This is a genomic window from Actinoplanes sichuanensis (genome assembly GCF_033097365.1).
Lineage (GTDB): Bacteria > Actinomycetota > Actinomycetes > Mycobacteriales > Micromonosporaceae > Actinoplanes > Actinoplanes sichuanensis.
On record NZ_AP028461.1, the window covers coordinates 11,276,345 to 11,289,482 of the forward strand.

13 protein-coding genes are annotated in these 13,138 nt (G+C 69.6%); 6 read left to right on the forward strand and 7 right to left on the reverse strand.

Going from position 1 to position 13,138, the window contains the following annotated elements:
* Positions 1–58: 58 nt before the first annotated feature.
* Complete coding sequence (locus Q0Z83_RS51690; protein WP_317790917.1) at positions 59–1,084, reverse strand: Gfo/Idh/MocA family protein; 1,026 nt, start codon at positions 1,082–1,084, stop codon at positions 59–61.
* A gap of 220 nt (positions 1,085–1,304) precedes the next feature.
* Between Q0Z83_RS51690 and Q0Z83_RS51695 the strand changes: the two genes are divergently transcribed.
* On the forward strand, positions 1,305–2,129 hold the full coding sequence (locus Q0Z83_RS51695; RefSeq protein WP_317790918.1) for a methyltransferase domain-containing protein: 825 nt from the start codon (positions 1,305–1,307) through the stop codon (positions 2,127–2,129).
* A 65-nt stretch (positions 2,130–2,194) separates the two neighbouring features.
* Here the strand turns inward: Q0Z83_RS51695 and Q0Z83_RS51700 are convergent, their stop codons facing one another.
* The 4 genes from Q0Z83_RS51700 to Q0Z83_RS51715 all read right to left on the reverse strand — a co-directional run bounded on the left by Q0Z83_RS51700 (position 2,195) and on the right by Q0Z83_RS51715 (position 7,075).
* On the reverse strand, positions 2,195–3,676 hold the full coding sequence (locus Q0Z83_RS51700; protein WP_317790919.1) for a glycoside hydrolase family 130 protein: 1,482 nt from the start codon (positions 3,674–3,676) through the stop codon (positions 2,195–2,197).
* The gene (locus tag Q0Z83_RS51705; protein ID WP_317790920.1) at positions 3,673–4,755 is read right to left on the reverse strand and encodes a glycosyltransferase; all 1,083 of its coding nucleotides are present in this window, start codon (positions 4,753–4,755) and stop codon (positions 3,673–3,675) included. Before Q0Z83_RS51705 ends, Q0Z83_RS51700 begins: the two co-directional genes overlap by 4 nt.
* 2 nt (positions 4,756–4,757) lie before the next feature.
* The gene (locus Q0Z83_RS51710; RefSeq protein WP_317790921.1) at positions 4,758–5,912 is read right to left on the reverse strand and encodes a glycosyltransferase; all 1,155 of its coding nucleotides are present in this window, start codon (positions 5,910–5,912) and stop codon (positions 4,758–4,760) included.
* Between the two features lie 161 nt (positions 5,913–6,073).
* Positions 6,074–7,075: a glycosyltransferase family 4 protein gene (locus tag Q0Z83_RS51715; RefSeq protein ID WP_317790922.1), complete on the reverse strand. Its 1,002-nt coding sequence runs from the start codon at positions 7,073–7,075 to the stop codon at positions 6,074–6,076.
* A gap of 82 nt (positions 7,076–7,157) precedes the next feature.
* Between Q0Z83_RS51715 and Q0Z83_RS51720 the strand changes: the two genes are divergently transcribed.
* Positions 7,158–8,846: an alpha-glucosidase gene (locus tag Q0Z83_RS51720; RefSeq protein ID WP_317790923.1), complete on the forward strand. Its 1,689-nt coding sequence runs from the start codon at positions 7,158–7,160 to the stop codon at positions 8,844–8,846.
* Here the strand turns inward: Q0Z83_RS51720 and Q0Z83_RS51725 are convergent.
* Complete coding sequence (locus Q0Z83_RS51725; protein WP_317790924.1) at positions 8,828–9,619, reverse strand: SDR family NAD(P)-dependent oxidoreductase; 792 nt, start codon at positions 9,617–9,619, stop codon at positions 8,828–8,830. The genes Q0Z83_RS51720 and Q0Z83_RS51725 overlap by 19 nt on opposite strands.
* A gap of 64 nt (positions 9,620–9,683) precedes the next feature.
* Here Q0Z83_RS51725 and Q0Z83_RS51730 point away from each other — a divergent pair, with 64 nt between their 5' ends.
* Complete coding sequence (locus Q0Z83_RS51730) at positions 9,684–10,262, forward strand: TetR family transcriptional regulator (RefSeq protein WP_317790925.1); 579 nt, start codon at positions 9,684–9,686, stop codon at positions 10,260–10,262.
* Here the strand turns inward: Q0Z83_RS51730 and Q0Z83_RS51735 are convergent.
* Entirely contained in the window at positions 10,259–11,176 is a 918-nt protein-coding gene (locus Q0Z83_RS51735) for an AraC family transcriptional regulator (RefSeq protein WP_317790926.1), read from the reverse strand. The genes Q0Z83_RS51730 and Q0Z83_RS51735 overlap by 4 nt on opposite strands.
* 127 nt (positions 11,177–11,303) lie before the next feature.
* Between Q0Z83_RS51735 and Q0Z83_RS51740 the strand changes: the two genes are divergently transcribed.
* From Q0Z83_RS51740 to Q0Z83_RS51750, 3 genes are read left to right on the forward strand one after another with little or no spacing between them, the layout of a single operon-like run.
* A complete protein-coding gene (locus tag Q0Z83_RS51740; protein WP_317790927.1) occupies positions 11,304–12,110 on the forward strand; it encodes an NmrA family NAD(P)-binding protein in 807 nt (268 codons plus the stop codon).
* On the forward strand, positions 12,107–12,505 hold the full coding sequence (locus tag Q0Z83_RS51745; RefSeq protein WP_317790928.1) for a DUF4345 domain-containing protein: 399 nt from the start codon (positions 12,107–12,109) through the stop codon (positions 12,503–12,505). Before Q0Z83_RS51740 ends, Q0Z83_RS51745 begins: the two co-directional genes overlap by 4 nt.
* Before the next feature lie 54 nt (positions 12,506–12,559).
* Positions 12,560–13,048: a TspO/MBR family protein gene (locus Q0Z83_RS51750; RefSeq protein WP_317790929.1), complete on the forward strand. Its 489-nt coding sequence runs from the start codon at positions 12,560–12,562 to the stop codon at positions 13,046–13,048.
* The last annotated feature ends 90 nt before the right edge of the window (positions 13,049–13,138 follow it).

Consider the following 13,138-nt stretch of genomic DNA (forward strand, 5'->3'; position numbering starts at 1 on the left):
TGGGCGGCGCGGAATCGCTCCGCACATCACCATGCGACATGCGCGGCGGATGGGTCAGTCAGAGGGCGACGGCGGTACCGGTGGTGGCGCTTTCACGGGCCGCGTCCAGGATCTCCATGGCGCGGACCGAGTCCCACGGGTCGACCGGGAGCGGGCCCTCACCCAGCACGGCGGCGGCCACCGCCGGGTAGAACGTGTCCCACCGGCCGCGGCAGCTCTCCACCGGTGCGCCGGTGGCGCCGCGGAACAGGTGGCCCCAGCGGTGCTCCGGCTCGACACCCCAGCGGTCGCCGAGACGAGCCGGGGACTTACCAGCCTTCAGGAGGGTCTCCTGGTAGTCGAGCTCGGGCGAGATGAACGTCCCGGCGGTGCCGGTGACCCGGAAACGGGGGCCCGGACCGGCCTGGCGCCACGAACCCCACAGGTGCGACTCGACGCCACCGGTGTGGTGCAGGGCCATGAACCAGTCGTCGTCGAGGCCGCCGTCCGGGCCGTGCACCTCGGCGTACACCCGGTCGGCCGGGCCGTGCAGCTGCAGTGCCTGGTCGACGAGGTGCGAGCCGAAGTCGAGCAGGGTGCCACCGCCGGCCGCACCGGGGAGCCGCTCGGGGGCCCACCGTTCCATCCGGGACTCGAACCGCCGGATCGCGCCGAGCGAACCGTTCTCGATCAGCTTGCGGATGGTCAGCAGGTCCGAGTCCCACCGTCGGTTCTGGTAGACGGTGAGTAGCACCCCGGCCTCCTCGGCCGTGGTGACCAGCTTGCGGGCGGCGTCGGCGTCGGGTGCGAACGGCTTGTCGACGACGACCGCGAGCCCGGCCTCGATGGCCTCGACCGCGAGGGCGGCGTGGGTGGCGGCAGGGGTGGAGATGGCCACCGCCTGAACACCGTCGGCGGCGAGCGCGGCGATCGAGTCGTACGTCTCGACGCCCGGCAGTTGCTCGGTGACCTGGGCCCGGCGCTCGGGCGACGTGGTGACCACGCCGGCGAACTCGATGTTTGCCGCGGACGCGATCAGCGGCGCATGGAACACCCGGCCGCCGGTGCCGTAGCCGACCAGCCCGAACCTAACCCGTTCGATCATGTCCGGAAGTTTTACACATCGGTTGCCGGCCTGTTGCCACTGATTTCCCCAGTGACGTGTGATGCGCAAGACATCACTGAGCGTACGGCTTGATTTTGCGGCCGCAACGTGTGCGGATCGCGCACATCTGCGGCTTGATCTAGCGAAAGGGCAGGTGCCGCGCCTGTCGGATGGATGACGGCGACGGCCGATCGGAGCGTTCGCCATGAACAATTGCGGGATGGAACCCGCGCAGAAGGACCGGACGCCCTTTTCCGACATCGACGGTCTTTCTGACCAGATGTCGGAAATCGTGCTCGAGGCCATCACCGAGATGGCTCGGCATCCGGAGATCCTGCGGATTCGCCAGACGGCTCTCGACATGCTTCGCCCGGCACCGGGGCAGCGGCTGCTCGACGCCGGTTCCGGCAGTGGCGAGGTGGCCCGTCTGCTCGCCGCCCGGGTCGGTGGCGCGGGCGAGGTCCTGGCCGTGGACCACTCGTCGGCGGTGACGGCGGCCGCGGTGGGCCGGCACGACGGCAGTAACGTGCGCTACCTGACCGGTGACGTGGCGGCTCTCGACCTGCCCGCCGACAGCGTCGACGGGGTGTGGTGCGAGCGAGTCCTCCAGCACGTCGACGACGCCGACGCGACGATCGGCGAGCTGCTCCGGGTGACCCGGCCGGGCGGCCGGCTCTGCCTGGTCGACACCGACTGGGGTTCGCTCGCCTTCGACGGGATGCCGGGTGGCCTCGGCGCGGTGGTGATGGCCCACGTGAACGGCCATTTCACCCCGAGGCAGTTCGACATGGGCCGGACACTGCGGCGCCGGCTGGTGGCGGCCGGTCTGCGTGACGTCACCACGACGCCGGTGACCTGCCTGTTCACCAGCCCGGAGTCGGCCGCCGTGATTCTGCCGATGGTGAATCCGCGGGTGCCGGAGGCCGCCTGGGCGACCCCGCCCGGCCTGCGCGACGAGTGGCTCGCCTGCGTCGACGCGGCCGGGCAGAGCGGCACCTTCCTGGCGGTCCTGACGATCTGGGTGGCAGTCGGCACCAAGAACTAGACCGAAACCGGCCCGGCACCGAAACCGGCCCGGCACCGAAACCGATCTGGCACCGGAAACCGGAACTAGACCGGCTGCATGCGGTGCAGCAGGCGGTCCAGCGGCATGCTGGCGAAGCTGATCCGAACGTCACTGGAGGCGTACGGCAGCCAGAACCGCCCGTCGTGCACGAGCCCGCCGCAGGAGTAGAGCACGTTCGGCACGTACCCCTCACGCTCGATCTCGTCCGGATCGATCAGGCCCTGGGGCAGGTCGGCGATCACCCGCGAGGGATCGTCCAGGTCGAGGAGCATCGCCCCGATGGCGTACCGGCGCATCGGCCCGACACCGTGGGTGAGCACCAGCCACCCGGCCTCGGTCTCGATCGGCGATCCGCAGTTGCCGACCTGGATGAGATCCCACCCCCGGTGCGGGACGAGGATCGGCCCGACGTGCTGCCACCGGTGCTGCTCGTCGCGCACGCTGAGGCCCAGGGTCTCGCCGTCGGACCGGCACAGCGCGTACTTCTTGCCGTTGATGTACCGCGGGAACAGGCCCATGCCCTTGTTGCGGGCGGCCGGCCCGTGCAGTGTGGTGACCTCGAAGTGCCGCAGGTCCCGGGTGAAGATCACCCGGCCGGCGATGTTGAACCCGTCGTAGGCGGTGTAGGTGGCCTGGTACGCCGTCCGCCCGTCCGGGTCGAGCACCTGCACGAAGCGGGCGTCCTCCATACCCCGCGACTCGGTCGGGGTGGACGGCCAGAGCACCCGCTGGTGCATCGGGATGGTGGCCGGGAAGGTGACCGCGTAGTCGGAGCCGACGATGCGCCGGATCGCCTCCAGCGCGGTCGGTGTGGTGGGCCGGGCCAGCAGCTCGGCCGGCAGGTGCCCGAGGATCTCCTCGAACTCGTGGTCGTCGTAGCGTTCCGGCAGCGCCGACACCACGTACGCCGAGGCCTCGTTGTCGATCTCCTCCTCGGCCAGTGCCGCGCACAGCTGGTGCCGCATGTGTTTGGCGCCGACCCGCTGGCCGATCATCAGTGGCCCGTCGCGGTCCTCCATCCGGATGGCCGCGCCGGGTCCGATGATGGCGCTGCAGAAGCCGATCGACGAGATGTGCCCCTCACCGATCTGGCGCAGGCTGATCGCCACCCGCAGTTCGCCCGGGAGCAGTTCGCTCTGGTCCGGGTGCGGCACCATCGACGGGTTGCAGAGGGCGGCCGCCTCGACCGAGAACTCGTGGCTGAAGTACGCGCCGATCAGTGTCCGCGCGGCCGGGGACAGCTCGATCTCGTTCGGCACCCGGTGCTGGACGACCTCGTAGTGGTGCTGGAAGACACCGAGGATGTCGTGGTGCCGCCCGGCGAAGCGGTTGAGCACGTCGTCGAGCAGCGTGTTGATGTCGCCCTCGTCGAGTTGCAGGATCCGCTCGATCAGGCTGGACGCCCGGTTGTGGATGGCGTGCGCGTCCTCACCGGGGACGAAAAGTTTGATCACGACGCGCCGGCCGTCCGGCGCCATGGTGATGTTGTGACGGGTGATGTCGGTGGTGTTCACCGTTGCTGTCACGCTAGGCCGCCTGAGGGTCGGGTCGCGCTCCGGCTCGTCAGCGTGCGCGCATGCTGCAGCGTCGAGACGAGCGCGAGGGTGGATTCGGCTCCTTGGTTCAGATTAGGACCATTGACCGTCAATCCGTCATAACATCCGCCAGTCTCGGCGTCGTACATCACCGTTCCGGTGTCGTTGTCCCCGAAGAACCAGGCGATGGCCTGGAAGAGTGGGGCGTCCCAGTGCTCGTCGCCGGTGACCGCGGCGGCCGTGGCACACGCGTCCGCGGTGGCCGCCGCCTCGATCGGCTGCTGGTCGAAACGGTGCTTCGGCACTCCCGGTCGCCAGCCGCCGACCGGGACCGTGGAGAGGTGTCCCCGCTCCTCCTGCATCCGGCAGAGCCAGGACAGCATCCGAAGCCCGTCGGTGAGCAGGCCCTCGTCGCCGAGCAGGTCCCCGGCGGCGATCACCACCTCGGCCACCGACGGGTTGGCGTAGGTGAGTTCGGGTTCCGGCCACACCCACTCCGGGTCCGGGCCGGGGGACCCGATCACGGTGGCGGCGTCGCCGAGCAGATCGGCGACGGCCCGGTCGTACGGCCCGGAGCGCAACACCTCGGCCGCGCCCAGCCCGGCGAACGCCATCGCCCGTGGCCAGGCCGACCGGCATCGCAGGCCCTGCCGGAACGCGTTCATCGCCTCCCGCCGGATCCACGGGGACGTTCCGCGGGCGGCGGCGGTGCCGAGCCCCCACATCGCCCGGCCCCACCAGTCGCCGAGCGACGGCTCGTCGGCCCATCCGCGTTCCCAGCTCATCCGGTTGCGGAAGGCTCCGTCCGGTCCCTGCGCGTGGGTGAGGAACGCCAGGTAGCGCTCGGCGTGCCGGACGAGTTCGGGCCAGGGCCGCGGTTCGCGGGCGGCGACGAGCAGGCCGCGCGCCACGTCGTCGACGCAGTAGCCGTGCTCGCGCCGCGCGATGGCGTTGCGAGCGTGTTCGAGCAGCCCGGTGTCGTCGGAGAGCCGGAACACGTGGTCCCAGCGGGGTTCGGGCATGTCACGCAACTGGATGGGCGGCGGGATCAGCCGCAGGGTCTGCGCCATGCCTAGGCGGGGATCGTCGCGGCCGCGAGCGGTCGGCGGTCGGCGATCAGGCGGGCGGCCAGCGACTGGTACCGCGCGGCCACCGCGGGCCAGCGCAGGGTCGGGCCGCCGGCTAGACCGGTCAGACGCCCGGGTAGGCCCGGCTCGGCGAGCACGCGGCGGATGGCGATCGCCATCGCCTCCGGATCCTGATGGGGTACGAGCAGACCCGGCCCGTCCGCGAGCAGCTCCACCGCGTGCGGGAACTCGGTCGCGACCACCGGCACCCCGGCGCCGACCGCCTCGATCAGGACTCCGGAGGTGACCTGTTCGGTGGAGTCGTACGGCAGCACCACCGCGTCCGCCGACCGGATCAGCCGGGACAGCTCGGCCGGTTCCAGATAGACGTCCGCCCAGCGCACACAGTCGTCGACACCGAGGTCGGCGGCGAGTTCCTTGAGGGAGTCGCGGTAGACGTCGCCCTGCTGTTCGAGCACTTTGGGATGGGTACGCCCGGCGACGGTGTAGACCGGCCGGGGTGCGAGGTCCTCGAGGAACGCGAGCGAGCGCAGCGCCCACTCGATGCCCTTGCCCGGCCCGAGCAGCCCCCAGGTGAGCAGGTACGGCCGGTCGTGGCCCTCGCGTGGAGTGCCGGTGTGGGTGCCGGCGCCGTGCGGGATCACCGTGATCTTGCGCGGGTTCACGTCGTAGTGGGTGGTGAGCCGCTGCCGGGCGGTGTCGGTCATGGTCACCACCGCGTCGGCGGCCGCGGCGATCTGTTCCAGGACGGCACGTTGCAGCGGGTCGGGGTGGGTGAGGACGGTGTGCAGGACCACGATGGACGGGATCCGCAGCGCGCGCAGGACCGGCAGCACCTCGGCGCCCGCGTCACCGGGGTAGATGCCGTACTCGTGCTGGATGATCGCCGTGTCGAAACGGTTCAAAGCGGTGGCGGCGGCGACCCAGCCGCCGGGGCGGTCGGTGTTCCACGTGTGCACCACCCGCGGCGCGGCCCGGTCGAGCGCGATCCCGCCACTGGTGTTGTCGCCGGCGAGCAGCCGTACCACTCCCGATCCGCCGGCGCCGCCGGTGAGATGTGTGGCGAGAGCCGCATTGAATGTCGCCAAACCGCATTGAGTGGGGGGATAAGTGCTCAAAAACCCGTATGTCGCGGGCATGACTGGGCCTTTCTCCTCGGCCGGGCTGCCTACCCGCAGCACGGACTCAGCGCGCGCGGGCACGGTGCCGTACACCGCGGGTGAGCGGCGTAAACACGGTCCAGAAAATATGGTCCGTTTAACGCGCAATTCACATTGCGACGTTAACAAGATCTAGCTAATCAACTGATGATTTTTCGGTAAATCGCCAGGTACTCGTCGACCATCCGTTCCGCCGAGAAGCGTTCCCGGGCACGCGCTGAGCAGGCGGCCCGGTTGATCTCCGCGATCCCTTGCACTGCGGCAACCGCCTGGTCGACCGAGTCGACCAGGCGGCCGGTGACACCTTCGTCGACAACCTCGGGCATTGACCCTTTCCGGTACGCGATGACAGGCGTCCCGCAGGCCATCGACTCCACCACGGAGAGCCCGAACGGCTCGGCGAACCGGATCGGATGCAACAGCGCCACCCCCGATCCGAGAATGGCGCCCCGTTCGTCCGGTCCGACCGAACCGAGATAGACGACCCGGTCGCCGTCGATCAGGGGTTCCACATGTTCGGCGAAATAGTCCCGGTCCTGCACGATCCCGCACATCACCAGCCGTCGGCGGGCCCGGCGCGCGATCTCGATCGCGATGTCGGTGCCCTTGTCCGGGTGGATTCGGCCGAACAGGATCAGATCCTCGCCGCCGTCGGCGTGGAACGGCAGGCCTGCCAGATCCACCCCGTGGTGCACGGTGGCCAGATAGTCGAGGTCGGGGGACCGGTCGCTGTCCGAGATCGACACGAAGTGCGACCGCGCCCGCCGGTACGCCGGAAGGATGTTGCGTCCGGAGAAACCGTGCACGGTGGTCAGCATCGTCGTGCGGCAGTGCGCCGAGAAGGCCAGCGGCAGCCAGTCCAGGTGATTGTGGATCAGGTCGAACTCGCCCGACCGGTCCAACGCGTGGCTGACGTGGATGGCCTCCCAGACCCGGCCGTCGATCTCGTCGCTCTCCTCGTATCCGGCCGGGACCACGCCGTCGAGCGTCGCCTTGGTGACCGAGTCGAGGGTCGCGAAGAGCGTCACGTCGATCCCGCGCTCGACAAGCCCTTCGGCGAGCAGGCTGGTGATCAGCTCCCAGGGGCCGTAGTGCACCGGCGGCGTACGCCACGCGATGGGGCCCAGTAGTGCGATCTTCATGACAAACCTGATTTTTCGCCCATAACCACGTGGTCAGTATGCATCGCCGGTGAGCCACGCGTTCTCGTGTTAGAGAAGACGAATGACGGATTCGTGGTGGAAGAAGTCGGTCGTCTACCAGATCTATCCGCGCAGTTTCGCGGACTCCGGCGGCGACGGCATGGGCGACCTGCGCGGGATCATCAACCACCTCGACCACCTGGCCGAGCTGGGTGTGGACGTGCTCTGGCTGTCCCCGGTCTACCCGTCCCCGCAGGACGACAACGGCTACGACATCAGCGACTATCAGGACATCGAGCCGCTCTTCGGTGACCTGGCGACCTTCGACGAGCTGCTGGCCGGAGCCCATGACCGGGGCATGAAGATCATCATGGACCTGGTGGTGAACCACAGCTCCGACGAGCACCAGTGGTTCCGGGAGAGCCGGTCGGCCAAGGATCACCCGAAACGGGACTGGTACTGGTGGCGGCCGGCGCGGCCGGGCATGGAACCCGGCACACCCGGCGCCGAGCCGACCAACTGGGGTTCGGTCTTCGGCGGCTCGTCCTGGGAGTTCGACGAGACCACCGGCGAGTACTACCTGCATCTGTTCTCCCGCAAGCAGCCCGACCTCAACTGGGAGAACCCGGAGGTCAGGCAGGCCGTCTACGCGATGATGCGCTGGTGGCTGGACCGGGGTGTGGACGGCTTCCGGATGGACGTCATCAACATGATCTCCAAGGACCTGGCCCTGCCGGACGGGCGGCTGAACGCCGGATCCGCCTACGCCGACGGTTCCGCCGCTTTCATCGGCGGCCCCCGCCTGCACGAGTTCCTGCAGGAGATGTACCGGGAGGTCTTCGAGGGGCGTGCGGGCCTGCTGACCGTCGGCGAGATGCCCGGCGTCACGGTCGACGAGGCGATCCTGCACACCGATCCGGATCGGCACGAGGTCGACATGGTCTTCCAGTTCGACCACGTGTGGGTGGACCGTGGACCCGACCCCTGGCGGCTCGTGCCGCTTCAGCTCACCCAACTCAAGGCGATCCTCGGGCGCTGGCAGGCCGGGCTGGCCGAAGCCGGTTGGAACAGCCTCTACTGGAACAACCACGACCAGCCGCGGGTCGTCTCCCGGTACGGCGACGACGGTCCCGCCCACCGGGTCGCCTCGGCGAAGATGCTCGGCACCGTTCTGCACCTGCACCGCGGAACGCCCTACGTCTACCAGGGCGAAGAGCTGGGCATGACGAACTACCCGTTCGGCGCGATCAGCGAGTTCCGCGACATCGAGGCGCTCGGTCAGTACCGGCAGGCGGTCGAGCTCGAAGGCCGTACCGCCGAAGAGGTCTTGACGGTCTTGCGGGCCCGCGGCCGGGACAACGCCCGCACGCCGATGCAATGGGACGACTCGCCGAACGGCGGATTCTCCACCGGGACGCCCTGGCTGCCGGTCAATCCGAACTATCGGGAGGTCAACGCGAAGGCGCAGCGCGCCGATCCGGATTCGGTCTTCCACCACTACCGGCGGCTCATCGAGTTGCGGAAGACCGAACCGGCGGTCGCCCACGGCGACTTCACCATGCTGCTGCCGCAGGACGAGCGGCTGTACGCCTTCACCCGCCGCCTCGGGAGCACCGAACTGCTGGTGATCGGCAACTTCTCCGGTGTCGAGGCGCCGGCCGGGATCGACGGCTGGGACGGCGCCGAGCTGCTGATCAACAATCTGGAGGAGCCGCCCAAGGACCTGACGCTGGCTCCCTGGCAGGCCGTGGTCTATCGCCGCTCGGTCTGACGCATCATCGCGCCGAGCGCGGCCAGGGTGATCCGCCGCCCGGCCAGCCGGCTGGCGCCCATCATGATCCGGTTTCGGGCGCCGGTGATCAGGCTGGGCGGCGTGTTCCGCCGGTCCAGGGCCCGGATGGCCAGGTCGACGACGGTGTCCGGGCGCATCCGGGCCGTCCCGCCGTCGGCGCCCTGGCCGGCCACGTCGAAGAACTCGGTCTCGGTGGCGCCCGGCGACAGTGCCATCACCGTGAGCCCGGTGCCGCGCGACTCGGCCCAGAGCGCCTCGGTGAAGTTGAGGACGAACGCCTTCGTCGCCGCGTAGACCGCCAGTGTCGGGCTCGGCTGGTAGCCGGCGATGCTCGCCACGTTGACCAGCACGCCGCCGCCGTGTGCCCGGAGCGGCTCGATGAACGCCCTGGTGACCTCGGTCAACGTGGTCACGTTGAGAGTGATCTCGTCGGTGATCCGCTGCGGGTCGGCCTCGTGGAACAGCCCGTGCGTGCCGAACCCGGCGTTGTTGATCAGGCTGGTCACGGTGATGCCTCGCTCGGCCACCGCGGCGGCGAGTTTCGTGCCCGCACCCGGCTGGGCCAGGTCCAGGCCGATCGTCGTGACGCTCACGCCGGGCAGCTCGGCGGCCAGCGCGTCCAGCCGGTCGGTGCGCCTGGCCACGAGCACCAGGTTCGAGCCGCGGGCGGCCAGGCGGCGGGCGAAGAGCGCGCCGAGCCCGGAACTCGCGCCGGTGATCAGGGTGGTCTGGTTACGAAAGTCGACGGCCATGGTTGTCACGCTATGCCGATGTGGCACTGAGTGTCAATCGGGCACGGCATGTTAGGGTTCCCGCATGTCGTCGCTCTGGTCCCGGACCCGCAACGCCGTCTACGGCGAGATCACCAGGACCGCGATGGAGCTCTTCCTCACCCGCGGCTTCGACGCCACCACGATCGACGACATCGCCGCCGCGGCCGGCATCTCCCGGCGTTCGTTCTTCCGTTATTTCGGCACCAAGGAGGACGTGGTCCTCGGCGATCTCATCGCCAGTGGTGATCTGATCCGGCAGGCCCTGGAGGCCCGGCCAGCCGACGAGGACGCGTGGACCGCGCTCTGCAACGCGCTGCACACCGTCAAGGACACCGCCTACGACTCCGAGACGATGCTGAAGATCTTCCGGATGGTCCACGAGACACCCTCGCTGCGTGCCCGCAGCATCGAGAAACACCTGCAATGGCAGGCGCTGCTCACCCCGGAGGTCCGGCGGCGGCTCGGCGCCGATCCCGCAAACCCCTTGGATGTACGGGCGGACGCGCTCGTGGCCACCGTCATCACCTGTCTGGACGTGGCCGGCGAGGCCTGGACCCGGGCCGACGGCAAGGTTCCCCTGGAGTCCCTGTTCGACGCCGCGGCCGCCGCGGTCCGCCCCTAGGTTCGGAGGCTTCCGGGGGAGACGCCGAAGGTTCGTTTGAAAGCGCGACCGAAGGCGGCCTCGGACTGGTAGCCGAAACGGTGCGCCACCGCCGAGAGCGGCTCGGTGGTCGCGTGCAGGTGGGTGCGGGCGGACTGCATCCGCCAGTCGGCGAGGTAGCGCATGGCGGATTCGCCGACGAGCGCCGTGAAGCGTTCGGCGAACGCGGAACGGGACATGCCGGCCTCGCGGGCGAGTGAGATCAGGCTCCAGTCCCGCCCCGGGGACCGGTGGATGGCGGCCAGTGCCCGACCGACGTGGTCGTCCCGTAGCGCCGCCAGCCAGCCCTGCCGGGCCTCCGGCGCACCGGCCAGCCAGGCCCGGATCGCCTGGATCACCAGCACGTCGGCGAGTCGGGTCAGGACCGTCTCGCCGCCGGGCCGCAACTCCTGGGCCTCCCGGGCGATCAGGCGCAGCGTGCTGTGCAGCCAGCCGGCGTCGTCGGCGTCCCACCCGTCCATGTGCAGAACCGGCGGCAGCTGCCGGGCCAACCGGTCACCGGCCGCGTTGTCGAACCGCAGCACCCCGTAGGTGACCTGGGTCAGCTCACCGCCGCCACCGTGTCGCAACAGCTCATAGCAGTCGCTGAGCATCTCGACGGGCAGCTCGAACAACGGATCGGCGGGCACGTCCGGCCCACTGCGGAACACGTGCGGGGTGCCGTGCGGCAGCAGGGTGAGGCTGCCCGCGGCCAGATGCAGCGGTTCGCTCCCGTCGATCTCCAGGCGGCAGGAACCGGCGGTCACCACGACCAGGGCGAGGCGGCCGGCCAGTTCGGGAACGGCGATTCCCCAGGGCGCGGTGAGGTCGGTACGGCAGTACAGGGTGCCGCTGAGCCTGAGTTGGTGCAGTGCTTCGCCGAGTGGATCGGTCATCCTCAGATCATTGCAGATCATCCGGATACTTGGACGATCTGCATAGTGAACTGGACTGTGAATGATTGAGCGTCCAGAGCAGAGTCGCAATCATGGAGTCATCGCTCAACACGATCTGGGGGAACGCATGATTCTTGTGACTGGGGCCGGCGGCAAGACCGGGCGTCGGGTCATCGATCGGCTCACCGACGCCGGTCATGACTACCGGGCCGTCGGGCGCGGCAGTGTGCCGCCGTTCGTCTGGGAACGGCCGGACACCTGGACCGCCGTGCTGGCCGGGGTGCGTGCGGCGTACATCGTGCATCCGGAACTCGCCGCGACCGGAGCGCCCGCGGTGATCGAGGAATTCGTCGCGGCCGCGACAGCCGCCGGGGTGCAGCGGCTGGTCCTGCTCTCCGGCCGCGGCGAGACGAACGCCGAACTCTCCGAAAAGGCCGTGCAGAACTCCGGGCTCGCGCACACCGTGGTGCGGGCCGGCTGGTTCGCGCAGAACTTCACCGAGGGGCTGCTCCATCCGGGTGCGGGTGGCGGGGTGTTCGCGCTGCCGGCCGGGACGGTCCGTGAACCGGTCGTCGACGCGGAGGACATCGCCGATGTCGTCACCGCGGCGCTCACCGATTCCCGGCACGACGGGCGGCTCTACGACGTGACGGGTGCGCGGCTGTTCACCTTCGACGAGATGGCCGAGGAGATCGGCCGCGCTGCCGGGCGGCCGGTCCGGTACGCGCCGGTGGGGCTCGAAGACTTCCGGGAACTGCTGATCCCGCACGTCGGCCCGGACCAGGCGGAGATGTTCGTCCAGTTGTGCGCCGAGGTCTTCGACGGCCGCAACGAGAAGCCCGGCGAGGGAATCCAGGAGGCGCTGGGCCGGGAGCCTCGGGACTTCACCGCCTTCTGCCGGACCGCTGCCGCGACCGGGGTGTGGTCCTGGTGACGACCCTGCCGCAGCGGATCGTTCTGGCGGTCTCCGGACTGGTCATCGTCCTGATCGGTGCGGCCGGTCTGTTCACGCCGGTGTGGTTCCGGGAGGTCAACGGCATCCGGATGGGGCCGGACGTCGCCCTGCTCAGCGAGACCCGGGCGGCCGGCGCACTTCTGCTCGCCGCCGGAGTGACCGTGCTGCTCGGCGCCTTCGTGCCCCGGCTCGCGCGGACGGCGGCCGCCGTCGGTGCGGTCGGCTACCTGGTGACCGCGCTGGCCCGGCTGGTGAGCCTGGCGGCGGACGGTTCACCGGGCGGCGGCCTGCTGTTCGCCGCCGTGGTCGAGCTGGCCCTCGGCCTGGCCTGCGCCGCGCTGCTCCGGACACCCCGACGGGCCGCCATGGCCTGAAGCCGGACCGTGCCGGGTGCGATATCGAAGCGGATCCGGGGTATCCGGATACGCATGACGAGTCATGTGATGCGTGGTCATCGGGTTTCGGCCTGGTGGGGGCTGGCCGGGTTCGGGGTGGCGGTGGCTGTCGCCGCTCTGCTCGGTGGGCTCGGGGTGGCCGGGACCGCCGACGAGTACCAGGGGCTGGACCAGCCCGCGTGGGCACCGCCGTCGGCGGTGTTCGGGCCGGTCTGGACCGTGCTCTACGTGATGATCGCGGTCAGCGGCTGGCTGGTCTGGCGGCGTACCGGATGGTCGACGGCGCTCAACTGGTATGCCGCGCAACTGGTGCTCAACGGGATCTGGACGCCGATCTTCTTCGGCTTCGGGCAATACGGGCTCGCGCTGGCCGACATCGTGGTTCTCTGGGTGTTGATCGGTGTCACGGTGTGGAAGTTCCGGCCGATCTCCCGGGCCGCGGCCGGTCTGCTGCTGCCGTATTGGGCGTGGGTCACGTTCGCGACCGCCCTGAACACCGCGATCTGGCTGATGAACAAATAATCTGAGCTTTTTTCACAGAACTCCCCACCTGTCCCGCCGGTAACCGGCAGGGTGGCTTGTGGTCGCCGGCGCATCCGAAATGACCCCTTA

Coding starts and splice junctions, on each gene's coding strand:
- Q0Z83_RS51690 (WP_317790917.1), bottom strand. CDS start 1,084: ATGATCGAACGGGTTAGGTTCGGGCTGGTCGGCTACGGCACCGGCGGC.
- Q0Z83_RS51695 (WP_317790918.1), top strand. CDS start 1,305: ATGGAACCCGCGCAGAAGGACCGGACGCCCTTTTCCGACATCGACGGT.
- Q0Z83_RS51705 (WP_317790920.1), bottom strand. CDS start 4,755: ATGGCGCAGACCCTGCGGCTGATCCCGCCGCCCATCCAGTTGCGTGAC.
- Q0Z83_RS51710 (WP_317790921.1), bottom strand. CDS start 5,912: ATGCCCGCGACATACGGGTTTTTGAGCACTTATCCCCCCACTCAATGC.
- Q0Z83_RS51715 (WP_317790922.1), bottom strand. CDS start 7,075: ATGAAGATCGCACTACTGGGCCCCATCGCGTGGCGTACGCCGCCGGTG.
- Q0Z83_RS51720 (WP_317790923.1), top strand. CDS start 7,158: ATGACGGATTCGTGGTGGAAGAAGTCGGTCGTCTACCAGATCTATCCG.
- Q0Z83_RS51725 (WP_317790924.1), bottom strand. CDS start 9,619: ATGGCCGTCGACTTTCGTAACCAGACCACCCTGATCACCGGCGCGAGT.
- Q0Z83_RS51730 (WP_317790925.1), top strand. CDS start 9,684: ATGTCGTCGCTCTGGTCCCGGACCCGCAACGCCGTCTACGGCGAGATC.
- Q0Z83_RS51735 (WP_317790926.1), bottom strand. CDS start 11,176: ATGACCGATCCACTCGGCGAAGCACTGCACCAACTCAGGCTCAGCGGC.
- Q0Z83_RS51740 (WP_317790927.1), top strand. CDS start 11,304: ATGATTCTTGTGACTGGGGCCGGCGGCAAGACCGGGCGTCGGGTCATC.
- Q0Z83_RS51750 (WP_317790929.1), top strand. CDS start 12,560: ATGACGAGTCATGTGATGCGTGGTCATCGGGTTTCGGCCTGGTGGGGG.